Consider the following 23,139-nt stretch of genomic DNA (forward strand, 5'->3'; position numbering starts at 1 on the left):
GACAATCATGTGTCACCACTCCGATTCCGGTGTCACACTATCGTCCGTATGACCCGCCGGTCGTTTCTCCTCGCCTTCAGCGCCCTCGGCGCACCGATCGTTGCCGGATCGGCATCCGCTCGACAGCGCGGCGCGAGCCCGAAGGTGGCTGCTGATGGCCGCGTTCTCGTCCTTCGTTCGATCGGCGGCATTCCACCCGAGATCGTTGGCAACTTCCGCGACCCGCTCGCGTTTCAGCAGGCGGCTTCAGGGCAGTTCTTCGTCTTCGATCGGCAGGGCCACACGGTCTACGGGATCGACCGGGAGATGTCCGGGTCGTGGCCGGTGGTCAGGATCGGCGGCGAGGCTGGCCGCATCCTCGAGCCGACGGCATTCGCGCTCGCGCCCAACGGCACGTTTGTCGTCGCCGACCGTCCGGGGGCGCTGGAGCGCATACAGGTCTTCGGATCGGGCGGCGCGCTGCTGGGTGGCTTCACGCTGCCTGGTCGAGCCGTGGCGACGGTCACGCTCGGAGGCGTGGTTTTCAACGGTATTGGATCGCTGCAGTACGGTGGCCGGTCCGTATTCCTCAGCCAGCCCGAGTCCGGGGCGCTGGTTGCAGAGTATGCGCTGAACGGCGCCGTACAGCGAACGTTCGGCGTGCCTCGCGCGACCGGACACGAGGCGGATCGGGACCTGCATTGCGCCCTCAACACAGGCCTGCCACTGCTCAACCCGCGGGGCGGCTTCTACTTTGTCTTCCAGGGCGGGCGCCCGCTCTTTCGCAAGCTGGACGACGCCGGCAATGTCGTGTTCGAGCGACACATCGAGGGCCCCGAGATCGACGCGGTCATCAACAACCTGCCGACGACGTGGCCTCGGCGCAAGGTGGCGGGCGTCGATCGCGAACTGCCGATGGTGAGACCGGTCGTCCGGGCCGCAGCCGTCGATCGGCTGGGACGCCTCTGGATCGTGTTCGCCAGCGTCCCGTATCTTCACGTGTACGATGTCAACGGCGAGAAGGTGCGGGTGGTGCAACTGCAGGCCACCGGCGTCTTGACACCGACCGGACTCTTCTTCGCGCCCGACGGGCACTTGCTGGTAACGCCAGGCTGCTACATCTTCGACCCACGCCCGGCGTGAACTCCAGGAGAGACGTATGAGCGACGCGGTCAACGGCAAGGTAGAGGCAGCTCTCGGACGCTTTGCAGAAGGATACTCGTGCTCGCAGGCCGTGCTGACCGCCTTCGTCCCGGGGTTCGGCCTCGAGGCGGACCGAGCCCTGCGCCTCGCATCGGCCTTCGGCGGCGGCATCGCCCGGAACGGCGAGATGTGCGGCGCGGTGACCGGAGCGCTGATGGCCCTTGGTCTGGCGCGTGGAAAGGCCGACAACGAAGAGCCGTCGAAAGCGGCGCTCTACAGCCTGGCAAACGACTTCCTGACCCGTTTCCGCGAACAGCATGGATCGGTGCAGTGCCGAGACCTGATCGGCTGTTCCATCGGAACCCCCGAGGGACTCCAGGCCGCCCGCGATCGCAACGTGTTCAAGGACGTGTGCCCACGACTGGTCGGCGACGCCGCCCGGATCCTCTCGGCGCTCCTCGAGGAACCTCCGGCAGGAGGCTGAGTCACCTGCCCCGATCCGAAGACCGGGTACGGAGGCAACCAACAACGGGAAAGGAAACGCGAAGGAAGGGCAGGCAGACGCGCGTGCGGGGTGAGAATCGGGAGTCTGGCGGACCCCCAATTCTCACGTCTCGCTTCTCAATTCTCGCTTCTCGATTCTGGCTCCGGCCTTCGTCCGCCCGCGCCCTATACGGGGAACGGCTTGACGAAGAACAGGATCAGCGCGACGAGCAGCACGTAGATCACGAGGGACTCGATGAGCACGAGCCCCAGGATCAACGCAAACCGGATGTCACCGGTTGCGCTGGGGTTGCGCGCGATCGCCTCGGCAGCCGCGCTCAAGCCCTTCGACTGGCCAAAGGCACCGGCCGCCGCCGCGATGGCCAGGGCGAACCCGGCCGTGATGATCGACCACTTCGCCACCTCGCTGCCCCCAGCCGCCGCAGCGGACCCCTGGGCGAACAGCGGCGCAACCATGCCCGCGGCCACGAACAACACCGTCAGCGACAGCACCAGCGATTTACGCACGATAGACGCCTCCTCAGAGATTCAGCAAGGCCGCGACCTTGCGCCAACGAACCGATGATCCGCAGGGTCCGGGCCCTGCCACCCACTCACCCTCAAGCCGTCCCGAGCTCCGTCGCGTGCCCGTCGCCGTGCGCACCGTGGCCGTCCGGCCCATGGTCCACGACCACCGCACCCGCCAGATAGATCGTCGTGAGCATCGCGAAGATGTAGGCCTGCAGCGTCGCGGTAATCAGCCCGAGGAACATCATGGGCAGCGGCGCCACGAACGGGACGATGCTGAAGAGGATCAGGATGACCAGATCTTCGCCGAAGATGTTGCCGAACAACCGGACGGAGAGCGACAGCACGCGCGACAGGTGACTGATCAACTCGACGGGCAGGTAGATCGGCGCGATCCAGATCGGCGCCCCGGCCGGCGCGAGGAAGTGCTTCATGTACCCGAGGATCCCCTGCTCCTTGAAGCCGTGGAACTGGTAGTAGACGAACACCGTCAGCGCGCAGCCGAGCGTGACGTTGATGTTGCTCGTCGGCGACTTCAGCCCGGGCACGAGCCCCATGAGATTGCCCACGAGGATGAAGATGAACATCGTCCCCACGAGGGTCGTATAGCTGCGGCCCTTCGGCCCGATGTACTCGTCCATCATCCCGTTGAGGAACCCGACCACGTCTTCCAGCAGAATCTGCAGTTTCCCAGGATTCTCGACGCTGAGGCGCGAGCGGATGAACAGGCAGAGCACCGACAGAACGACGAGGATCAGCAGGCACATCACCAGGAAGTCGGGAATGACTTCCTGGCCCGGCTCGAAGTGGTAGCCGAGCGGTCGCAGTGCGGCGGCCACGAGTGGGCCGAGCAGCGCGTTCACGAACTGCACGATCCAGAGCGAGTGCTCGAGCTTCTCCATGATCCTACCGGATGGTGGATGACGCCAGGACCCTAGCCGCCATCCTTCATCCTTCCGCCTTCATCCTTCTGAGCGTAGCCATGTTCCCGGTTGGAGGGCGCCCGGGACAGTCGGACCACCTGCGCCGCCGCAGCCAGAAACGGCGACGTGGCCCCGGCCACCAGACCGACCGGGTGCAGGCGGAAACACGTCAGCATAGCGTACGCCCCAACAGCCAGTAAAGCGTACCTTGTGAAGAACTTCACGGCTGCCACGAGGGCGCGGCGGCGCGGCCGCAAAACGCCGGGCTCGTGCCGCATCACGGCGATGGCGGCGTCCACCGCCCCCTTGATTGCGCCGTACGACACGGCCATCAGCAGGCCGCCCGCCACCACGCCGGCCGCCCCGTCGGGCCGCCCACGCTCTGCGACGAGCGCGCCGACGGCCATGACGCTGCAGGCCAGGGCGGCGTCGCGCTCGAAATGTCGAAGGAACCTGTCCGCGTCGGCGAGGATCACTCCTTGCCGCTCCGCTTCTCTTCCTCGGTCACGGCATTCGCCGTTCGGACGACGTTCACGATGCCGGCGGCCACGCCTGCGAAGAAGAACACGATGAGGAAGAGCGGCGAGGTGCCGAGCCAGCGATCGAGGAAGTAGCCGATGAGGAAGCCGAAGACGACCGCCAGGACGAACGCGAACCCGACGGCGCTGAGCGCGCCGAGCGAACCCAGGGATGGGCCGGTCGTCTTGGTCACCACCCAACCTATCTGAGGCTTGCGGCGATTCCCGCCACACCCAGCGTCCGGGCGGACAGGTCCGCCAGGTCGAACAGCGGCCGGGGATACACACCGATGGCAATCGTTCCGACGATGGTGACGGCGAGCAGCACGGCCATCGCGGGCGACAGCACGAGGTCCGATCCGGTCGGTTCGCTCTTGAACCACATGAAGACCACGACCCGCATGTAGTAGTAGATCGACACGGCGCTGTTCAGCACGCCGATGACGGCCAGCCAGATGTAGCCGCCGTCGATCGCGGCGCTGAACAGCCAGAACTTGCCCATGAAACCCGCAGTGGGCGGGATGCCGCCGAGCGACAGCATGAACAGGAGCATCGCCGTGCCCGCCAGCGGGCTGCGCTGGAACAGGCCGCTCATATCCTTGAGTTCCTCGCCGATCACGTCCCTGCGCCGGAGCAGCGTCACGACACCGAACGCGCCAGTCTGCATGAAGGCGTAAACCGCGAGGTAGATCATCGTCGCCTTGATGCCGATCTGCGGGACGGTCGTGGCCGCAACCACGCCAATCAGCAGGTATCCGGCGTGCGCAATCGACGAGTACGCCAGCATCCGTTTGATGTTGCTCTGCGTGAGCGCCGCGATGTTGCCGACGCACATCGTGATGATCGAGAGTGCGTAGAAGAGCACGACCGAATCGGCGTTCACGGACGGAAGCCCCTCGAAGAAGATCCGGAGCAGCATCGCGAACGACGCGGCCTTCGATCCCACGGACAGGAACGCGCTGACCGGCGTCGGTGCGCCCTCGTACACGTCGGGCGCCCACATGTGGAACGGCACCGCCGCGATCTTGAACCCGACGCCCGCCACGACGAGGATCACCGCGAGGCCCAGCCACTTGTCGTGCTCGTGGCCGGCCAGCACCGTGGCGATCGTCCGCAGGTTGGTCGTTCCCGTCAGGCCGTAGAGGATCGACATCCCGTAGAGCAGCAGGCCGAGCGAGAAGCAGCCGAGCAGGAAATACTTCACCGCGGCTTCGTTCGATCGCTGGCTCGGCTTGATGAAGCCGACCAGGATGTAGAACGAGATGGCCATCGTCTCGAGACCGATGAAGATCGTCACGAGATCGATGCCGCTCGCCATGAACATCATGCCGAGCGTCGCGCACAGAATGAGGAAGTAGTAGGTCCCCGGCCGGGCGCCCTCCACCTCGAGGTAGCGGGTGGACATCAGGATCGTCAGCGCCGCGGCGAACAGGAACAGGAACTTGAAGAAAACGGCGAAGCCGTCCACGGCGATCATGCCGCGCGCGGCGGTGGCGTGCGCGCCCACGAACGGCACGAGCGCCGCGGCCGTCAGCGCGAGTCCGGCAAACGAGATCCAGGCGATGACCCCGTGCCTGGCCCTCGGAATGAAGGCATCGGCGAGCAGGACGAAGAGCGCCACCCCGGTGAGGACGAACTCCGGCAGCAGCGCGCTGAAATCGCTGGGCGAGAAACCCGCTGGCATTACTGCCCTCCCGCCGTCTTGGCGCCGGGCTTGGCGGCCGATGGCACGGCTCCGGGCGCCTTCGAAGGCGCCGTCTCTGGCGCAACGTGTTGTTCCACCTGGTTCGGTCGACCAGCGGGAACCGTTCCAGCCGTGGTGGCCGGCGGCGCGGTTTCGTCGCCGCCGCACGCCGCCATCTGGAACTTGGATGCCGGCTTCGCCTGGCCGCAATCAGCCGGCTTGGCCGACGCGTTCTGTTCGAGATACTGCGGGCTGACCCGCGCGATGACGCGGTTCACCGAGGTGTCCAGCCGATCCAGGAACGGCGTCGGGTAGATCCCGATCCAGATCGCCAGGATGATGAGCGGCACGAACGTCATGATCTCGCGCAGGTTCAGATCCGGCAGGTGCTCGTTCTTCGGATTCTCGATCTTGCCGAACATCGTCCGCTGGTAGAGCCACAGCATGTAGGCCGCGCCCAGCACGATCCCGGTCGCCGCGATGGCCGCCCAGAGCTTGCTCACGGTGAAGATCCCCTGCAGGATCAGGAACTCACCGATGAACCCGTTAAGCGCAGGCAGGCCGATCGACGACAGCATCATCACGCAGAAGACCGCCGCGTAGACCGGCATCACCTTCGACAAGCCGCCGTACTCGGAGATCTGCCGCGTGTGCCGCCGCTCGTAGACGATGCCGACGATGAGGAAGAGCGCACCGGTGGAGATGCCGTGGTTGATCTGCTGGATGATGCTGCCCTTGATGCCCACGGGGTTGAGGGCGAACATCCCGAGCATGACGAGCGCCATGTGGCTGACCGACGAGTAGGCGACGAGGCGCTTCCAGTCCCGCTGGGCCATCGCGACCAACGCGCCGTACACGATGCCGATGAGCGAGAGCGCCGCCATCATCGGGACGAAGTCGCGCGAGGCATCCGGCAGGATCGGCAGGCTGAAGCGGATGAATCCGTACGTTCCCATCTTCAGCAGGACAGCGGCCAGGATGACCGAGCCCGCGGTCGGCGCGTCCGTGTGGGCGTCGGGCAGCCAGGTGTGGAACGGGAACATCGGGACCTTGATCGAGAACCCGAGGAAGAACGCCAGGAACACCCACCACTGGAGACCCTTCGGCAGGGCGAGTTGCTGGTACACCGTGACGTCGAACGTGGAGACGCCGGTCTGCTGCTGGTGCCAGAAGTAGAGCGCCAGGATGCCAAGCAGCATCACGACGCTGCCGGCCAGCGTGTAGAGGAAGAACTTGATGGCCGAATAGAGCCGGCGATCGCTGCCCCAGATCCCGATGAGGAAATACATCGGGACGAGCATGACTTCCCAGAACAGGAAGAACAGCAGGAAGTCGAGCGAGATGAAGGCGCCAATCATCCCGGACTGCAGGATCAGGAGGAAGATGTAGTACTCCTTCACCCGCTCCTTGATGGCCGTCCAGGACGACAGGATCGCGATGACGCCCATCAGGGTTGTCAGCAGGACCATCAGTACCGCGAAGCCGTCCACACCCAGGTGGTACTCGGCGCCGACAGCCGGGATCCACTGCGCGCGCTCGACGAACTGCCACGACGGGTTGCGGTAGTCGTACTGGAACCAGAGCGGCAGCGAGACGAGGAAGCCGGCCGCCGCGAACAGATTCGCAGTCCAGCGGATGGCGTTCTCGCTGCGTTGGTTCACGAACAGCAACACGGCGGCGCCGACCAGCGGCGTGAACAGGATCAGCGACAGCAACGGGAAGTCATTCATGGCGGTTACCGCATCAGCAGATAGAGGCTCACGAACGCGAAGACGCCGAAGAGCATCAGCAGCGCGTAGTTCTGAATCAGTCCCGTCTGCAGACGACGGGACACGAAGCTCGCCTCCTGCAGGATCGAGCCAACCAGGTTCACCAGGCCGTCCACGATGTACTTGTCGATGACACCGGAGAACCAGGACGAGAAGATCGTCAGCCAGCCGGAACCGTTGACGGCGCCGTCCACGACGTTCCGATCGAACGTCCACAGGCCGTTGGCACCGCTCATCGTCCCGCGGATGACCGTCGCTCCGTAGAGTTCATCCACGTAGTACTTGTTCGTCAGGACACGATGCGGCCTGGCGAACCGATCCTTCAGGCGCGCCGCGATCTCCGGACGCCGGACGTAGAAGCGGTAGGCGACGAAGATGCCGAGCGCGCCGATCAAGACCGAAAAGGCCATCAGGCCGAGTTCTCCAGCCGGAGACAGGTGGGCGCCCTCGCCGCCCTCGGCCTCAGTGGCGCGGGCCTCCGTGCCTGCGGCGTGACCAGCCTCAGCCGCGCGGGCCTCGGGGTTCGCGACAAGGCCGGCCCCGGTGGCGCGGATCTCCGTCCCTGCGGCGTGACTCGCCACGAAGCTCGGCTCCAGGAACCGCTCGATCGCGTTGCCGCCGCCGAGCACCGCGGGGATCCCGACGAACCCGGCCAGGACCGCGCCCACGGCGAGTACCGACAGCACGATCGTCATCGCCTTCGGCGCCTCGTGCGGGCCGTGCCACGCCCCGTGGCCGCCGTGACCGTGGCCCGGGTCCGCATCACCGTGGTCTACCGGGTGATGGCCGGCAGTCTCCCACGCCGGGCCCCGATAGTCGCCGAAGAACGTGAGCGACATCAGGCGATACATGTAGAACGCGGTCATGAGGGCCGCGAAGGCCGCGAGTCCCCACACCACCTTGTTCGACAGGAACGCCTTGTAGAGGATCTCGTCCTTGCTGAAGAACCCTGACAGCGGTGGGATGCCGGCAATGGCCAGCGTTCCGATCATCATCGTCCAGAAGGTGATCGGCATGTGCTTCCTCAGGCCGCCCATCTTCAGCATGTTCTGCTCGCCCGCCATCGCGTGGATGACCGCGCCGCTGCACAGGAAGAGGAGCGCCTTGAAGAAGGCGTGCGTCATCAGGTGGAACGCCCCGGCGGCGAACGCGCCGACGCCCATCGCCACGAACATGTAGCCCAACTGCGAGACGGTCGAATACGCCAGCACCCGCTTGATGTCGGTCTGTACCAGGCCAATCGACGCCGCCATCACCGCGGTCAGCACGCCCACGATCGCGACGACTTCCATCGTCATCGGCGCGTGCGTGAAGAGCACGGCGTTGCGCCCGACCATATAGACGCCGGCGGTCACCATCGTCGCGGCATGGATGAGTGCCGAGACCGGAGTCGGGCCCTCCATGGCGTCAGGCAGCCAGACGTACAGCGGAATCTGCGCGCTCTTGCCCGTCGCGCCGACGAAGAGCAGCAGCGTGATGAGCGACAGCGTGCCGAACTGCGCGCGCTCGACCGGCAGGACCGCCGCCGCGTTGGCGACCTCGCGAAAGTCGAACGAGCCGAAGGTCGCAAACACCAGGAAGACGCCCAGCAGGAAGCCCCAGTCGCCGACCCGGTTCGTGATGAACGCCTTCTTGCCCGCATCCGACGCGCTCTGCTTCTCGTACCAGTAACCGATCAGCAGGTACGAGCAGAGGCCCACGCCCTCCCAGCCCACGAACATGACCAGGTAGTTGGCGCCGAGCACCAGCGTCAGCATGAAGAAGCAGAACAGGTTCAGGTAGGAAAAGTAGCGGGCGACGCCGCCGCGCGGCTCGTCGTGCATGTAGGCCGTCGAATACACGTGGATCAGGAACCCGATCCCCGTGACGACCAGAATCATCACCGCCGAGAGCGGATCGAGCCGGAAGGACCAGGGAATGTGGAGCATCCCGATCTTGCCGCTCGCGAGCTGCAGCGCGGTCGGCGGAATCCAGTCGAACAGCACGACGTCGTGCGCCCGGGATTCCGGCGGCAGCCCCAGCAACTGGAAGAACGCCACCACCGACAGCCCGAACGCCAGGGCCATCGTCGTGCACGCGACCACTCCGGCCGTCCGCTTGCTGAACAAGCGGATGCCGAACAGGCCGTTGATGGCCGCGCCCGCACCGGGCACGAGAGGAATGAGCCAGATCAGGTCCATGGTTCTGTCGTCCCTACCAGCGCATGAGGCTCATCTCGTCGATGTTCACCGTTTCCTTGTTCCGGTAGAACGCGAGGATGATGCCCAAGCCGACGGCCGCCTCGGCCGCTGCCACGCAAATCACGAAGATGACGAACACCTGCCCCACGGCGTTGTTCAGTTGATTGGAGAACGCCACCAGGTTGATGTTGACGGCGTTCAGCATCAGCTCGATCGACATCAGGATGACGATGATGTTGCGGCGAATCATCACGCCGATGACGCCGATGATGAACAGCGCCGCCGACAGGACCATGTAGTGCGCGGGAGTAATCGGGGTCATCTAGAGCTCCCTCCGCGCGAGCACGATCGCGCCGACCATCGCTACGAGGAGCAGCATCGAGGCCACTTCGAACGGAACCAGGTAGTCGGTGTACAGCAGCCACCCGACCGCTTCGACGTTGTGCGATCCCATGGGCGCCGCGGGCAGCACCAGGCTGGCAGGCGACACCAACTTGTAGGCCGCGATGACAATGAGTTCGGCCAGCACGACCACCGAGAACGCGACGCCCCACCCGCTGCGGCGTCGTTTGTCCTGGTGCGCTTCGGGTGGGCGCTTCAGGTTGACCAGCATGACGACGAAGAGGTAGAGGACGACGATGCCACCGGCGTAGACGATCACCTGGATCGCCGCCAGGAACGGCGCGTTGAGCATCGCGTACAGTCCGGCGATGAACAGGAAGTTCGCGATCAGGAACATGATGCTGTGCACCGTGCTCTTGGCCGTGATGACCAGCACACCGAACGCGAGAATCATCGCGGCAAGCGTGTAGAAGGCAATTGCTTCGCCCATGTCAGAAAACCTCGCTTACCCGAGCGCGACCTTCACCGCCGCCGTCACGAGAATGTTCGCGATGGCGAGCGGGATGAGGACCTTCCACCCAATCCGCATCAGCTGGTCGTACCGGTATCGCGGCAGCGTGGCGCGGATCCACAGGAACACGTAGAGCACGACGAATGTCTTGCCGATGAACCAGATCCACGTCGGCACGATGTCCAGGAACCGCAGGAACTGCACGTTGGGGAACGGCCGCAGCCACCCGCCGAAGAACAGCGTCGTCGCAATCGCCGAGACGACGATCATGTTCGCGTATTCGGCGAGGAAGAACAGGGCGAACCGCATGCCGCTGTACTCGGTGTGGAACCCCGCCACCAGCTCCTGTTCGGCCTCCGGCAGGTCGAACGGCGAACGGTTGGTCTCCGCCAGGCCGCCCACGAAGTAGACGAACAGCGCGACCGGCTGGACGAACGCGAACCACACGCCGTTCTTCAGCTGGCTGCTGACGATGTCCACCATGCTCAGGCTGCCGGACGCCAGGATCACACTGACGAACGTCATCGTCACCGCCAGCTCGTAGCTGATGAGCTGCGCCGACGAACGGAGTCCTCCGAGCAGCGAGTACTTGGAGTTCGACGACCATCCCGCGAGGATGATGCCGTAGATCCCGATCGACGCCACGGCGACGATGTACAGCAGGCCGACGTTCAGGTCGGCGATGAAGAGATCGACCGGCTTCCCGAAGACGCCCACCTTGTCGCCGAACGGGATCACCGCGAACGCGATGAGGGCCGGGACCAGCACGATGATCGGCGCGGCCGTGAACACCCACCTGTCGGCGCGCACCGGCGTCAGGTCTTCCTTGATGAACAGCTTGAGCACGTCGGCGATCGGCTGCAGCACGCCATGCGGGCCGACGCGCATCGGCCCGAGCCGCACCTGCACCCACGCCTGCACCTTGCGCTCGAGGAGCACGAGGTACATGACCGTGATCAGCACGCCCGTGAGGACGAAGACGATCTTGATGAACGGTATGACGAGGAGATCAATCACCGATCCACCTCTCCAAGCACGATGTCGATCGTGCCGATCAGTGCAATCACGTCCGCCACCAGGTGGCCGCGCACGAGCTGCGGCAGCGCCTGGAGGTTGCAGAACGACGGCGGCCGCACGCGCATCCGATACGGATTCGTGGACCTGCCGTCGCTCACGATGAAAAAGCCGATCTCGCCCTTCGGCGACTCGTTCGCGTGGTAGGTTTCACCGGCCGGCGGCTTGATCAACCGCGGCACCTTCCCCATCACCGGGCCCTCCGGCAGGCCTTCGATCGCCTGGCGGATGATCCGAATCGACTGCCGCATCTCCTCGAGGCGCACCAGGTACCGGTCGTAGGTGTCGCCCCGGGTGCCGACGGGGATGTCGAACTGGAACTCCTCGTACGCGGCGTAGGGCTCGTCCTTCCGCACGTCCCGAGCGACGCCCGACCCGCGCAAGGGAGGCCCGCACAACCCGACGGCGATCGCATCGGCCGCGGAGATCACGCCGATGTTCCTCGTCCGGTTCAGCCAGATGCGGTTGTGCGTGAGCAGCGTCTCGTACTCGACCAGTTTTTCCAGCTGGAGGTCGCAGAACCGGAGCACCTTCTGGCCCCAGTCCGGCGGCAGGTCCTGGGGCAGCCCGCCGATTCGCATCGAGTTGTACGTCAGCCGTGCGCCGCAGTACTCCTCGAACAGGTCGAGGATCAACTCCCGTTCGCGCAGGCAGTAGAGGAAGACGGTGACGGCGCCGATGTCCATCGCATGGCTGCCCAGCCACACGAGGTGGCTGGCCAGTCGCTGGAGTTCAGCGAGGATTGTGCGAAGGTACCGGGCGCGTCGGGGCACCTCGAGCGACAGCAGCTTTTCGACCGTCTCGACGTACGCGAGGTTCGCCGCCGCCGAGGCGACGTAGTCCAGGCGGTCGGTCAGCAGGACGATCTGCGTCCAGTCGCGGTTTTCGCTCAGCTTCTCGACGCCCCGGTGGAGATAGCCGATGACGACATCCGCGTCCACGACCCTCTCGCCGTCGAGCTTCAACACCACCCGCAGCACGCCGTGCGTGGCGGGGTGCTGCGGCCCCATGTTGATGACGAGTTCGTCGGTGTCGAACATCGGGCGGGCAACGTCCGGTTCCATTTACTCGATCTCCGCTTCGTTGAACGACTGGCGCAGCTTGAGCCACTCCTGCGGGCTTTCCATGATCAACTCGCCCGGCCCTTCGAGCGGATAGTCCTTCCGCTGCGGATGGCCCTGCCACTCGTCGGGCATCAGGATGCGGTGCAGGTTCGGATGACCCGCAAACCGGATCCCGAACATGTCCCACGCCTCGCGCTCCAGCCAGTTGGCGGCCGACCACACGCCCGACAGCGACGCGATCTCCGCGCCGTCTGCGATCCGGGCCTTCACGCGGACGCGCTGCCGCAACGCGGTCGAGTACAGGGAGCAGACGACGTCGAAGCGGGCCCCTGCGCGCGTCGGCCAGTCGACGGCCGTCACGTCGGAACAGTAGTCGAAGAGTGCACCCGGGGCGTCGTGCAGGTGTCGGGCGACACCGAGCCACTGCGCCGGATCGACGATGACGGTCCAGTCGCCCACCCAGTAGCTGAGCTGGAGGGCGGCACCAGGCATCGCGTGCTGAAGCGCCTGGATATATGCCGGGACGGTCACATCGGCGGGGGGCGGAGGGTCGGGCGGTCCAGGCGGGACAGGCGGGGCCTTCGGGGCCGCCGCGGCGGCCGCAGGCTTGGCTGCCGGCACGGCCGGCGTCGCCGCTGCCGGCGCGGCCGGCTTGTCCGTGGATTCTGGTTTCTCGGTGTCAGCCATGGGAGGTGCTTCTTGCTGCGACAACACGCACACGACCGGGAAGGCCGGTGGACGCTACACCCACTCGAGCGCACCCTGCTTCCACGCGTACGCGTAGCCGACGATGAGGATGAAGAGGAAGACGATCATCTCGATGAGGCCGAACAGGGCCAGCCTGTCCATGATGACCGCCCACGGGAACATGAACACCGTCTCCACGTCGAAGACGACGAACAGCATCGCCACGATGAAGTAGCGGATGCTGTAGCGGTCGCGCGCATCGCCGCGCGTCTCGATGCCGCACTCGTAGGGCTCGGACTTGACCTTGTTGTACCGTTCGGGCCGCACGAACCACGCCATGATCAGCGCGACGAACGCGAACCCAATCGCCACGAGGAGGAACAGCAGAACGGGAATGTAGGCTTCGAGCATCGTCCAGTGCCGCGCGGACTGTGAGAGGAGCCAAAGTACCCTGCCAGGCTTTGGACGCCGCAACCCGCAGCCCAGTGGTTCCGTTTGTACCGGGTGCTTGCCCCGGGGTGAGGGGCTCAGGCCCTCAACGTCACACGGCACTGCCAGCGGCCGCAGCACGAATGCAACGGTGCCGGAGGGGGATGACAGCGGCGTGCTCGGTCGATGGATCTCGGCTGTTTATAGCACGCCCCCCTGGGGGTGTCAAGAAACGCGACCATCGCGGTCGAATTGCAGACAGAACTGCAAGTGACTGAATTGCAAAGAGTTTCAGCCGCTCGACCTTGACCCCCGATTCCGGCCAGTCCTATACTGAACTGAGCCAGCGTCCCTCAATTCCGCGGAGAAGACATGTCTCGCGATTCGCACACGTTGAGACCCGTGAAGGCGTCGATCCTGGTCGGAGCGACCCTGCTGTTGGGCTGCGCCGTGCTCGCCGCCGTGCCGGCGTCGATGGGGCCACAGGACGCCGCGCGCACCGAACGGCCCGGGGACCGCTACATGTTCGTCACCGTGCTCGACAAGAATCGGGCACCGGTGTCGGGCCTCATGCCCGCGGACTTCGTCGTGCGGGAAGACGGCGTGGCGCGCGAGGTGCTGCGCGTGGAGAGAGCGACCGGCCCGATCACGCTGGCACTGCTCGTGGACAACACGCAGACGGCGACACCGTTCATCGCCGACATGCGCACCGCCCTGCACAGCTTCGTCAAGCGCATGGGCGGCGCGAACCCGATCACGTTCACGACATTCGGCGACCGGCCGACAATCGTCGTGGACTACTCGCTGGACGTACCGTCGCTCATGAAGGGCGTGGATCGCCTGTTCGCCGTGCCAGGCAGCGGCTCCACGGTGATGGAAGCGGTTCGCGAGATCTGCAAGGGGTTGGCGAAGCGCGATTTTGATCGCGGCGTCATTCTGACCATCACGGGGGGCGGGGCGGAATTCAGCGAACGCCACTATACCGACGTCCTGCCGGCGGTCCGTGACAGCGGGGCCGCGTTTGTCGCCATGACGATCGCCACGGCGGGTTCGACGAACCTGTCCGACAACGGACAGCGGAATCGGGCGCTGCTCCTCGACGAGGCGGCGCGCGCAACCGGTGGCGTGAGGGTCGAGCTTCTCAGCTCGATGGCCCTCGACCATGCCCTGACGGCGTTCGGCGACGAACTGAGCAACCAGTACCGCGTCACGTACGCCCACCCCGAAGCGCTGATTCCTCCGAGCAGGATCGAAGTGAGCGTGCGGCATCCGGGGCTCACCGCACGCGGCACGCCGGTGAAGACCAAACGCGGATGATGCGCCATTGCCCCCCCTCGCGGACGACCGTCGCGGCGGCCATCGTCGCGATCGCCCTTGTCGCGCAATCGACCGGCCCGGCCGCACAGCGCGGGCGGGAGGCTCGCGCCACTCGACGCGCGGTCACGGACGCTCCGAGTGGCCTGCGCCTCCCATCTGCGCAGAGCGGAACGGGCATCTCGCCGGTGCTCCCAGGGAAGCCAGGTCCTGGCGGACAGCGGTTGCCGGCCTTCCGGGGCGGCGTCGATATCGTCTCGCTCAGCGTCACCGCCGCCGACCCGGCAGGACGCTACGTGACCGACCTGGAACCGGAGGATTTCAGCGTCTTCGAGGACGGCGCCGCGCAGGACATCGCCTTCTTCAACCGGTCGAACCTGCCCATCGCGCTTTCGCTCCTGCTCGATACCAGCGCGAGCATGGAAGACAAGATGGCCACCGCGCAGGAAGCGGCGATCGGGTTCGCCCGTCACTTGCGGCCCGAGGACCTGGGCGCGCTGATCGATTTCGACCACGACGTGAAGGTCCTTCAGACGTTCACCAACGACACGGGCGCACTGGAACAGGCGATCCGAAAGACGACGGCCGGCGGATCGACCTCGCTCTACAACGCGGTGTACATCGCGCTTCGTGAACTGAAGAAGACCCAAGCGAAAGCCGAGCGGGACATTCGACGACAGGCCATCGTGGTGTTCTCCGACGGCGAGGACACGTCGAGCTTGATTCCCTACGAGCAGGTACTCGACCTGGCGAAGCGCTCGGAGACGGCGATCTACACGATCGGCCTGCTCTCCAAGGACGAATTGGGCGGGAAGGCGTACAACGAGGCAGCGTTCGTCCTGCGCGACCTCGCGCAGCAAACCGGCGCCCGCGCGTTCTTCCCGGGGCGCATCGGCGACCTGGCGGGAGTCTACGGCCGGATTGCGGACGAACTGGCGAGCCAGTATCTGATCGGCTACGCTTCGAGGAACCCCAAGCGGGACGGTGCGTGGCGGCGGATCACGGTCCGCGTGAAGCGGGAGGGGGTTCTGGTGCGGACCAGGCAGGGGTACTACGGGCCCACGAAGCAGGCCGGGCGATGAGTGAATGGTGATCGGAACATCGACTAATGGCCGCGGGCGTCTGAGCCCGCGACGGGACAGACCGCTGTGAATACGATTCCCCTGTTGCTCTACCTCGCCGCCGGCATCGTCTACGCGGCTCACTTCGTCACGCGAAACGTGACGGTTGGGCGGTCTGGCACGGCCCTGCTCGCCGTTGGCGCGCTTGGACACACCTTCGTCATCGGGATGCAGACGATGGCGGCGGGCCACGTGCCGATCGCGGGAACGACGCAGGCAATTTCGACGTTCGTGTGGCTGCTCGCCCTGGCGTATCTCTACATGGAGATGACCACCGAGGAGCGTGCGCTCGGCGTGTTCATCGTCCCCCTCTTGGTGGCGCTGCAGCTGATCCGTGCTCTGAACCCGACCGTGGAGAAGCGCGTGCCGATCCTCGAGAGCCTGTGGTTCGGGGTACACGTCGCGTCGCTCCTGTTCGCGTACGCCAGCTTCGCGCTCGCTTGCGTGGTCGGCATCACCTATGTCCTGTTGTTCAAGGAAATCAAGGCCAAGCACCTTGGGTTCTTCTACACGCGGCTGCCCTCGCTCGATTCACTGGACCTGATGAACGCGCGCACCGTCACGCTCGGCTGGGTGTTCCTGACCGTTGGAGTGGTCGTCGGCACGATCTGGGCGACCCAGGCGCGCAACGGCCCGGTGTTCGACCTGCGCGTGCAGGCGATGTCCCTTGCGGACCCGAAGATCCTCGGTGCCGTCATCTGCTGGTCGGTCTACAGTTTCGCGCTCTACGCCCGCCGTCTGGGCTGGGGCGGCAAGCGCGCGGCGTATCTCTCGGCGATCGGCTTCGCGATCGTGCTGTTCAACTTCGTGCCGGTGGGCTACTTCCTGACGCGTAGCCACAACTTCGGCGGGTAACGTCGCCATGCACCTGCTTCTCCTGGGCGTCAGCCACCGCACGGCCCCCGTGGACGTGCGCGAACGCCTCGACTTCGCGACCCGCGGCTTGAGCGACGCGCTGCTGGCGCTGGCCACGCGGCCGAGTGCGAGCGAGACCGTTGTGCTGTCCACCTGCAACCGTGCCGAACTCTACGTGGCGTGCGAAGACGTGTCGACCGCGCGGCAGGAGCTGATCGGATTCCTTGGCGAGTACCACGGCCTCGACCCCGCCGCCCTCGACCCTCACCTCTACGAGCAGACGGATGCGGCGGCCGCCACGCACCTGTTCCGCGTGGCCGCCGGCCTCGATTCCCTGGTCGTCGGCGAGCCGCAGATTCTCGGCCAGGTGAAGGAGGCCTACTCGGTGGCGGCCGAGCAGCGCACCGTCGGCCCGGTCATGAACAAGTTGTTCCCGTGGTCCTTCACGGTGGGCAAACGGGTCCGCACGGAGACGGGGCTGTCGGAGGGCGCGGTGTCGGTCAGCTTCGCCGCCACCTCCCTGGCACGAAAGATCTTTGGGGATCTGAAGGGCCGTACCGTGCTGGTGATCGGCGCCGGCGAGATGGGCAAGTTGACCGCGCAACATCTCAAGGGACAGGGCGTCGAGCGGATGTTCATCACGAGCCGCACGTTCGCCCACGCGACGGCGCTGGCCGAGTCGATCGGCGGCACGCCGCTGCCGTGGCAGGACCTGTCAACCTCGCTCGCGCATGCCGACATCGTCATCACGGCCACGGGATCGACGCTTCCGATCCTGGCTCGACCCCAGGTTGAAGGCGTGATGCGGACGCGCCGCAACCGTCCACTGTTCATGATCGACATCGCCCTGCCGCGCGACGTCGATCCGGCGGTCGGCGACCTCGAGGCGGTGTTCCTCTACAACATCGACGACCTGCAGGCGATCGTGCAGGAGAACCTGACGCGTCGCGCCGCCGAGGTCACGCGTGCGGAGGACATCGTCGGCGACGAGGTCAAGAAGTTCGAGGCATGGCTGTCGACGCGGGGTGCCATCCCCACACTCGTCGCGCTCCGTCAGCGGTTCGACGCGATCCGCCGCGCGGAACTCGAACGCCTGCAGCCCAAGCTGGCGGGTCTGCCGCCCGACGCCCGCGGGCGCGTCGAGGAAGTCACCCGGCTGATCGTCGAGAAATTGCTGATCACGCCCACCGAGCAGCTCAAGTCCATTCCCGACCCGGAGCGGGTGCGAACGTATGCCGACGCCCTGACGCGGCTCTTTGCGCTCGACGCGGAGGAACCGGCCCGAGGCGAGCCGGGTCGAGGTCCGGCCGCGCATCGCGCGGCAGATGCCGGCAAGTCGGTGACCCCGTGAACATCCTGCGCCTCGGCACCCGCGGAAGCCAACTGGCTCTCTGGCAGGCTCGCACGGCGGCCGCGCTCGTCGAACAGGCGGGCGGCCCGCATTGCGAAATCGTCATCATCAAGACCAGTGGGGACAGGCTCGCGGAGGCCCCACTCTCCGACATCGGCGGCAAGCGCCTGTTCGTCAAGGAGATCGAGGACGCGCTGCTGCGCCACGACGTGGACTTCGCCGTGCACAGCTGCAAGGACATGCCGGCGGTGCTGCCGGATGGCCTGGCCATCGGCGCGGTGCTTCAGCGCGAAGATCCACGCGATGTGCTCGTGCTGCCTCAGCAAGCACACGGGCCGCAAGCCCAGCTGGCAACCCTCGACGACGTGCTTCAACGCCTCGGCGAGTCGGCCCGAATTGGCACGAGCAGCGTGCGACGCATCGCGGAGCTCACGCGGCTCCTGCCGACCGCGTCGTTCCAGCCGATTCGCGGCAACCTCGACACCCGGCTGCGAAAGCTCGACGCTGGCGGCTACGACGCTCTGGTTCTCGCGGCGGCCGGGATGCGCCGCCTCGGTTTCGCCGACCGCATCTCGCACGCGCTCGCGGTCGATGCCTGTGTCCCGGCGCCCGGCCAGGGCGCGATCGCCATCGAGTTGCGCGTGGACGATACCGAAGCGCGCGTGGCCGTGGCGCGAATCGACGATGCGGCAACCGCGCGAGCGGTCGAAGCGGAACGTGCGCTGGTCGCCACGCTCGGCGGCGGATGCCAGACGCCGGTCGGCGCGGTCGCTCTGGCCGACGCGGATGACCTCGACTTGCGCGCGGTGGTAGTCTCGTTGGATGGACACCGCGTGGTGCGAGGACGTGACCGCGCTCCGCGCGGCGAGGCAACGACGCTTGGTGTGCGGCTCGGCCGTCGCCTGATCGAACAGGGCGCCGACGCGATCCTCGAGGAAGTTCGGCGAAACCAGGGCCAGTGAGCCCGGGGCCGAGCGCCCAGCAGCCCGTGGTGGAAGTCGCGGCGCAGCACCGAAGGCGACGATGCGCCCAGCCGGCCAGGCGCGGCGACTGAGAATATCGGGCCATATTCGAGGGAGGAGCAACGCAGCCGGGTGGGATGCAGCGTCGGCCGAATGCCGGCGGGACTTTCACCACGGGCTGCGAGAGCCCTTTATGAAGAAGCCGATCGTCTACATCATCGGAGCCGGTCCGGGAGATCCGTGGCTCATCAGCGTCCGCGGATTGCGCTGCCTCAATCTGGCAGACGTCATCATCTACGATCACCTGGTACATGAACGCCTGCTGCGCCACACACGACCCGAGGTCGAGAAGATCGACGTGGGCCCGGCGGCGCCCGAACCGCTCGAGCAGGAAGCCATCTGCTACCTGCTCGCCGACAAGGCACAGGAGGGCAAGGTCGTCGCGCGATTGAAGTGGGGCGATCCGTTCGTGTTCGACCGGGGCGGCGAGGAAGCGCTGTTCCTGCACGAACACGGCGTCCGCTTCGAGGTGGTCCCGGGCATCCCAGCCGCGATCGGCGTCCCGGCGTACGCCGGCATTCCCATCACGTACCCTGGCGGGGGCGATACGGTCACGTTCGTCCGCGGCCATGAGAACGAACACTCGAAGAAGCCGCACGTCGATTGGGCCAGCCTCGGCAAGCTCGGCGGAACGGTCGTCTGCTACTCAGGGCCGAAACAACTGCCCGGCATCCTCTCCGCGATGCTCGCGCACGGGTGGTCCGACGGTGACGCCGCGGCGCTGGTGTTCAACGGCACCATGCCCGAGCAGGAAACCATCCAGGCGACGCTCGGCGAGCTTGCCGAGCTCGCGCGCCAGCCGAAGTACCGTAACCCGGCCATGCTGATCGTCGGCCGCGTCACGGCCCTGCGCGAGCATCTCCGGTGGTTCGATGACCGCCCGCTGTTCGGCAAGCGCGTGGTCGTCACCCGTCCGAAAGAACAGGCCGCCGAGTTGGTGGACGCGCTCGAGCAACTCGGCGCGTCGGTCGTCGAAGCGCCGACCATTCGGATCGTGCCGCCGGACGACTTCGCGCCGCTCGACGAGGCGTGCGCCACGGTGGGGGAGTACGACTGGGTGGTGTTCACCAGCGCCAACGGCGTGGATTACTTCTTCCAGCGGATGAACACGGGAATCGGGGACGCACGCTCGCTGGCCGGCGTGCGCATCTGTGCGATTGGACCGGGCACCGCCGAGCGTCTCGCCAAGCACTGTCTGCGAGTCGACCTGGTGCCTCCAGAGTACCGGGCCGAGGCGGTGGTCGAGGCCATGCGTGCGACCGGCAGCCTCGAGGGCAAGAAGTTCCTGCTTCCGCGCGCCGACATCGCCCGCGAACTGCTGGCCGTGGAACTGCGTCGCTCGGGCGCGATCGTGAACGAGGTCACCGCCTATCGCACAGTATCGGTGGAGCCGGATCGCGAGAGCGAACCGGACATCTACCGGATGCTGCTGGACCGGAAGGTCGATGTCCTCACGTTCACGAGCGCGTCGACGGTCCGGAACTTCGTGAAGCTGTACGGCGTCGAGCCGGTAGCCGACCTGTTGGCGCCCGTCGCGATCGCGTCGATTGGACCAGTCACGGCGGAAGCGGCGCAGCAATGCGGTATCCGGACCTCCATCATGCCAAGTGAGTACACCATCCCCGGTCTCGTCCGGGCCATCGTCGAGCACTTCGAGAAGGCCGGCAACCGGCAGCCGGCGGCTTCCCAGCCGTAGGGCCGGATCGTCTCGTCACAACACATCGTCAGTGAGGCAAGCCATGTCCACGTCCGAGACCGATACTCGTCTCGATCTGATCCGCCGCGGGCGTCGCCTGCGACGTTCGCCGGCCCTGCGCGCGCTCGTTCGTGAGACGCGGCTATCGGCCGACATGTTCGTGTATCCGTTGTTCGTCTGCGAGGGCACCGGCGTGCGCCGGGAAGTGTCCTCGATGCCCGGTATCTTCAACCTGTCGGTGGACGAAGCCGTCAAGGAAGCGCTGGCTGCGAAGACGGACGGCGTCTCGGCCGTGCTGCTGTTCGGGCTGCCGGCGTACAAGGACGAGGTCGGCTCGGCCGCGTACGACGAGCAGGCACCTGTGCAGGCCGCCGTCCGCGCGATCAAGGCGGCGAGCCGGGACATCCTGGTAATCACGGACGTCTGTCTCTGCGAGTACACGTCGCACGGCCATTGCGGCATCGTCGTGGGCGACGAGATCGAGAACGATCAGAGCGTGGCGCAACTCGTTCGCACCGCGGTCTCGCACGCCGAGGCCGGGGCCGACATCGTGGCGCCGTCCGACATGATGGACGGACGCATCGGAGCCATCCGACGGGCACTCGACGAGCGCGGGTTCCAGAACGTGGCCATCCTGTCGTACGCCGCGAAATACTGCTCGGCGTTCTACGGTCCCTTCCGCGACGCCGCCGACTCGGCACCGAAGTTCGGCGATCGGCGCACCCACCAGATGGACCCGGCCAACGTCGAGGAAGCGATCCGCGAAGTGGCGGAGGACATCGACGAGGGCGCCGACATGATCATGGTCAAGCCGGCGCTGCCCTATCTCGACGTCATCACCCGCGTGAAGGCGGAATTCGGCTACCCGACCGCCGCCTACAACGTGAGCGGCGAGTATTCGATGCTCAAGGCGGCGGCCCAGAACGGCTGGATCGACGGGCCCCGCGCGATGATGGAGATGCTGACGGCGATTCGCCGTGCCGGTGCCGACATCATCATCACCTACTTCGCGCGCGAAGCCGCGCGTGCCCTGCGCGGCTGACCGCGAGGGCCTGCTGCCATAGCCATGAAGACACCACGCTGGTCCAAGTCCGCCAAGTTGTTCATCCGGGCGCAGAAGATCCTGCCCGGTGGCGTCGATAGCCCGGTTCGCGCGTTCAAGGCCGTCGGCGGAGACCCGTTGTTCATCGAGTCGGCGAAAGGGGCACGGCTCGTCGATGTCGACGGCAATGCCTACATCGACTACGTCATGTCGTGGGGGCCGCTGATTCACGGCCACGCGCCGAGGGGGCTGGTGAAGGTGCTCGACCTCGCTGCCCGGAAGGGGACCAGTTACGGCGCGCCGACGGAAGCCGAGGTCCGCCTCGGCGAGAAGGTTCGGGCGCTGATGCCGTCGGTCGAGCGCGTCCGCTTCGTCAACTCGGGCACCGAGGCGACGATGAGCGCCGTCCGGCTGGCGCGGGCGGCGACCGGCCGCGACCGCATCATCAAGTTCGAAGGGTGTTACCACGGCCACGCGGACCCGTTCCTGGTGAAAGCCGGATCGGGCGCCACGACGCTCGGCGCGCCGACCAGTCCCGGCGTACCGCGCAAGGCCGTGCAGCACACCCTGCTCGCCAGGTACAACGACCTCGCCTCGTGCGAACGCCTGTGCGACGCGAACCGGCACCAGATCGCCGCGGTAATCGTCGAACCGCTCGCCGGGAACATGGGGGTGGTGCCGCCGATCGACGGATTCCTCCCGGGGCTCCGCGATCTGTGCGATCGATACGGCATGCTGCTGATTCTCGACGAGGTCATCTCGGGCTTTCGCGTCTCGGCGGGCGGCGCTCAGCACGTGTGGAAGGTGAAGCCGGATCTCACGTGCCTCGGCAAGATCATCGGCGGCGGCCTGCCCGTGGGCGCGTACGGCGGGCGCGCCGACCTGATGGAGTACGTGTCGCCGGCAGGTCCCGTCTACCAGGCGGGCACGCTGTCTGGCAACCCGCTCGCAATGGCCGCGGGATTGTGGGCACTGACGGGTCTCTCGAAGGATCTCTACAAGCGTATGGCGCGTCTCGGAGCGATGCTCGCAACCGGTTTCGCTGACGCGGCGCGCGGTGCTGGCGTCGCGCTCCAGGTGAACGCGGTCGGGTCGGTGCTGACGCCTTTCTTCACCAGCGCGCCGGTGCGCGACTACCACTCGGCGCTCCAGTCCAACTGCATGCAATACGCCGCCTTCTTCCGCGGCATGCTCGCCCGCGGCATCTATCCGCCGCCCTCGCAGTTCGAGGCCTGGTTCCTGTCGGCCGCCCACACCGAAGCGGACGTGAAGAAGACGATTCGCGCGGCGAAGGACGCGATGCAGGAGGCTGCCGAGGTCAGCTGATCGTCGAAACCTCGTCTGGGCGGACACGGTTGGCCCGCCCCCGCTCGGAGATTCCAACCGGCACCGGAGCCGTCGCTCATCCGACGCGGCATCGCTTC

The 23,139-nt window shown here is 66.3% G+C and carries 23 protein-coding genes; 10 read left to right on the forward strand and 13 right to left on the reverse strand.

Going from position 1 to position 23,139, the window contains the following annotated elements; translation table 11 throughout:
- The first annotated feature begins 48 nt into the window (after positions 1–48).
- Positions 49–1,122: a hypothetical protein gene (locus tag VGK32_11105; GenBank protein ID HEY3382308.1), complete on the forward strand. Its 1,074-nt coding sequence runs from the start codon at positions 49–51 to the stop codon at positions 1,120–1,122.
- 16 nt (positions 1,123–1,138) lie between these two features.
- Positions 1,139–1,606, forward strand: a complete 468-nt coding sequence (locus VGK32_11110; GenBank protein ID HEY3382309.1) for a C-GCAxxG-C-C family protein — start codon at positions 1,139–1,141, stop codon at positions 1,604–1,606.
- Positions 1,607–1,791: 185 nt separating this feature from the next.
- On the opposite strand, the gene VGK32_11115 is transcribed toward VGK32_11110, so the two are convergent.
- From VGK32_11115 to ndhC, 13 genes are all read right to left on the reverse strand, one after another.
- Complete coding sequence (locus VGK32_11115) at positions 1,792–2,133, reverse strand: ATP synthase F0 subunit C (protein ID HEY3382310.1); 342 nt, start codon at positions 2,131–2,133, stop codon at positions 1,792–1,794.
- 92 nt (positions 2,134–2,225) lie between these two features.
- Positions 2,226–3,035, reverse strand: coding sequence for a F0F1 ATP synthase subunit A (gene atpB / locus VGK32_11120; GenBank protein ID HEY3382311.1), 810 nt, complete (start codon positions 3,033–3,035; stop codon positions 2,226–2,228).
- 32 nt (positions 3,036–3,067) lie between these two features.
- Positions 3,068–3,532, reverse strand: a complete 465-nt coding sequence (locus VGK32_11125; protein HEY3382312.1) for a hypothetical protein — start codon at positions 3,530–3,532, stop codon at positions 3,068–3,070.
- Positions 3,529–3,768 (reverse strand): AtpZ/AtpI family protein, encoded by a 240-nt coding sequence (locus VGK32_11130; protein ID HEY3382313.1) that lies wholly within the window; start codon positions 3,766–3,768, stop codon positions 3,529–3,531. Before VGK32_11130 ends, VGK32_11125 begins: the two co-directional genes overlap by 4 nt.
- Before the next feature lie 8 nt (positions 3,769–3,776).
- Positions 3,777–5,258 (reverse strand): NADH-quinone oxidoreductase subunit N, encoded by a 1,482-nt coding sequence (locus tag VGK32_11135; GenBank protein HEY3382314.1) that lies wholly within the window; start codon positions 5,256–5,258, stop codon positions 3,777–3,779.
- Positions 5,258–6,988 carry an NADH-quinone oxidoreductase subunit M gene (locus VGK32_11140; protein ID HEY3382315.1) on the reverse strand — a complete coding sequence of 577 codons (1,731 nt, stop codon included), beginning with the start codon at positions 6,986–6,988 and terminating at the stop codon, positions 5,258–5,260. The genes VGK32_11135 and VGK32_11140 overlap by 1 nt, the downstream gene beginning before the upstream one ends.
- Positions 6,989–6,993: 5 nt before the next feature.
- Complete coding sequence (gene nuoL / locus VGK32_11145; protein ID HEY3382316.1) at positions 6,994–9,207, reverse strand: NADH-quinone oxidoreductase subunit L; 2,214 nt, start codon at positions 9,205–9,207, stop codon at positions 6,994–6,996.
- 13 nt (positions 9,208–9,220) lie between these two features.
- Positions 9,221–9,529: an NADH-quinone oxidoreductase subunit NuoK gene (gene nuoK, locus VGK32_11150; GenBank protein HEY3382317.1), complete on the reverse strand. Its 309-nt coding sequence runs from the start codon at positions 9,527–9,529 to the stop codon at positions 9,221–9,223.
- Positions 9,530–10,039 carry an NADH-quinone oxidoreductase subunit J gene (locus VGK32_11155; protein HEY3382318.1) on the reverse strand — a complete coding sequence of 170 codons (510 nt, stop codon included), beginning with the start codon at positions 10,037–10,039 and terminating at the stop codon, positions 9,530–9,532.
- A 15-nt stretch (positions 10,040–10,054) separates the two neighbouring features.
- Positions 10,055–11,077 carry an NADH-quinone oxidoreductase subunit NuoH gene (gene nuoH, locus VGK32_11160; protein HEY3382319.1) on the reverse strand — a complete coding sequence of 341 codons (1,023 nt, stop codon included), beginning with the start codon at positions 11,075–11,077 and terminating at the stop codon, positions 10,055–10,057.
- Positions 11,074–12,198, reverse strand: a complete 1,125-nt coding sequence (locus VGK32_11165; protein HEY3382320.1) for an NADH-quinone oxidoreductase subunit D — start codon at positions 12,196–12,198, stop codon at positions 11,074–11,076. Before VGK32_11165 ends, nuoH begins: the two co-directional genes overlap by 4 nt.
- On the reverse strand, positions 12,199–12,885 hold the full coding sequence (locus VGK32_11170; protein ID HEY3382321.1) for an NADH-quinone oxidoreductase subunit C: 687 nt from the start codon (positions 12,883–12,885) through the stop codon (positions 12,199–12,201).
- Positions 12,886–12,939: 54 nt separating this feature from the next.
- Positions 12,940–13,296, reverse strand: a complete 357-nt coding sequence (gene ndhC / locus VGK32_11175) for an NADH-quinone oxidoreductase subunit A (GenBank protein ID HEY3382322.1) — start codon at positions 13,294–13,296, stop codon at positions 12,940–12,942.
- A 390-nt stretch (positions 13,297–13,686) separates the two neighbouring features.
- On the opposite strand from ndhC, the gene VGK32_11180 reads away from it, so the two are divergent.
- The 8 genes from VGK32_11180 (at position 13,687) to hemL (ending at position 23,041) form a co-directional block, all read left to right on the forward strand.
- Positions 13,687–14,631, forward strand: a complete 945-nt coding sequence (locus VGK32_11180) for a hypothetical protein (protein HEY3382323.1) — start codon at positions 13,687–13,689, stop codon at positions 14,629–14,631.
- On the forward strand, positions 14,628–15,710 hold the full coding sequence (locus VGK32_11185; GenBank protein HEY3382324.1) for a VWA domain-containing protein: 1,083 nt from the start codon (positions 14,628–14,630) through the stop codon (positions 15,708–15,710). The genes VGK32_11180 and VGK32_11185 overlap by 4 nt, the downstream gene beginning before the upstream one ends.
- Before the next feature lie 66 nt (positions 15,711–15,776).
- Positions 15,777–16,604 (forward strand): cytochrome c biogenesis protein CcsA, encoded by an 828-nt coding sequence (gene ccsA / locus VGK32_11190; GenBank protein HEY3382325.1) that lies wholly within the window; start codon positions 15,777–15,779, stop codon positions 16,602–16,604.
- A 7-nt stretch (positions 16,605–16,611) separates the two neighbouring features.
- Positions 16,612–17,955, forward strand: a complete 1,344-nt coding sequence (gene hemA, locus VGK32_11195; protein HEY3382326.1) for a glutamyl-tRNA reductase — start codon at positions 16,612–16,614, stop codon at positions 17,953–17,955.
- The gene (hemC, locus tag VGK32_11200) at positions 17,952–18,917 is read left to right on the forward strand and encodes a hydroxymethylbilane synthase (GenBank protein ID HEY3382327.1); all 966 of its coding nucleotides are present in this window, start codon (positions 17,952–17,954) and stop codon (positions 18,915–18,917) included. The genes hemA and hemC overlap by 4 nt, the downstream gene beginning before the upstream one ends.
- A gap of 193 nt (positions 18,918–19,110) precedes the next feature.
- The gene (gene cobA / locus VGK32_11205; protein ID HEY3382328.1) at positions 19,111–20,673 is read left to right on the forward strand and encodes a uroporphyrinogen-III C-methyltransferase; all 1,563 of its coding nucleotides are present in this window, start codon (positions 19,111–19,113) and stop codon (positions 20,671–20,673) included.
- Between the two features lie 43 nt (positions 20,674–20,716).
- Positions 20,717–21,715 (forward strand): porphobilinogen synthase, encoded by a 999-nt coding sequence (gene hemB / locus VGK32_11210; GenBank protein HEY3382329.1) that lies wholly within the window; start codon positions 20,717–20,719, stop codon positions 21,713–21,715.
- Between the two features lie 24 nt (positions 21,716–21,739).
- The gene (gene hemL, locus VGK32_11215) at positions 21,740–23,041 is read left to right on the forward strand and encodes a glutamate-1-semialdehyde 2,1-aminomutase (GenBank protein ID HEY3382330.1); all 1,302 of its coding nucleotides are present in this window, start codon (positions 21,740–21,742) and stop codon (positions 23,039–23,041) included.
- Positions 23,042–23,139 lie beyond the last annotated feature (98 nt).

Source organism: Vicinamibacterales bacterium, assembly GCA_036504215.1.
GTDB lineage: Bacteria > Acidobacteriota > Vicinamibacteria > Vicinamibacterales > Fen-181 > FEN-299.

Excerpts from the sequence above, each read along its gene's own strand:
- hemA (HEY3382326.1), top strand. The coding sequence starts at position 16,612 with ATGCACCTGCTTCTCCTGGGCGTCAGCCACCGCACGGCCCCCGTGGAC.
- VGK32_11170 (HEY3382321.1), bottom strand. The coding sequence starts at position 12,885 with ATGGCTGACACCGAGAAACCAGAATCCACGGACAAGCCGGCCGCGCCG.
- nuoL (HEY3382316.1), bottom strand. The coding sequence starts at position 9,207 with ATGGACCTGATCTGGCTCATTCCTCTCGTGCCCGGTGCGGGCGCGGCC.
- VGK32_11155 (HEY3382318.1), bottom strand. The coding sequence starts at position 10,039 with ATGGGCGAAGCAATTGCCTTCTACACGCTTGCCGCGATGATTCTCGCG.
- VGK32_11105 (HEY3382308.1), top strand. The coding sequence starts at position 49 with ATGACCCGCCGGTCGTTTCTCCTCGCCTTCAGCGCCCTCGGCGCACCG.
- ndhC (HEY3382322.1), bottom strand. The coding sequence starts at position 13,296 with ATGCTCGAAGCCTACATTCCCGTTCTGCTGTTCCTCCTCGTGGCGATT.
- VGK32_11180 (HEY3382323.1), top strand. The coding sequence starts at position 13,687 with ATGTCTCGCGATTCGCACACGTTGAGACCCGTGAAGGCGTCGATCCTG.
- VGK32_11110 (HEY3382309.1), top strand. The coding sequence starts at position 1,139 with ATGAGCGACGCGGTCAACGGCAAGGTAGAGGCAGCTCTCGGACGCTTT.
- atpB (HEY3382311.1), bottom strand. The coding sequence starts at position 3,035 with ATGGAGAAGCTCGAGCACTCGCTCTGGATCGTGCAGTTCGTGAACGCG.
- VGK32_11185 (HEY3382324.1), top strand. The coding sequence starts at position 14,628 with ATGATGCGCCATTGCCCCCCCTCGCGGACGACCGTCGCGGCGGCCATC.
- VGK32_11165 (HEY3382320.1), bottom strand. The coding sequence starts at position 12,198 with ATGGAACCGGACGTTGCCCGCCCGATGTTCGACACCGACGAACTCGTC.
- VGK32_11135 (HEY3382314.1), bottom strand. The coding sequence starts at position 5,258 with ATGCCAGCGGGTTTCTCGCCCAGCGATTTCAGCGCGCTGCTGCCGGAG.
- hemB (HEY3382329.1), top strand. The coding sequence starts at position 20,717 with ATGTCCACGTCCGAGACCGATACTCGTCTCGATCTGATCCGCCGCGGG.
- VGK32_11140 (HEY3382315.1), bottom strand. The coding sequence starts at position 6,988 with ATGAATGACTTCCCGTTGCTGTCGCTGATCCTGTTCACGCCGCTGGTC.
- hemL (HEY3382330.1), top strand. The coding sequence starts at position 21,740 with ATGAAGACACCACGCTGGTCCAAGTCCGCCAAGTTGTTCATCCGGGCG.
- cobA (HEY3382328.1), top strand. The coding sequence starts at position 19,111 with ATGAAGAAGCCGATCGTCTACATCATCGGAGCCGGTCCGGGAGATCCG.
- nuoK (HEY3382317.1), bottom strand. The coding sequence starts at position 9,529 with ATGACCCCGATTACTCCCGCGCACTACATGGTCCTGTCGGCGGCGCTG.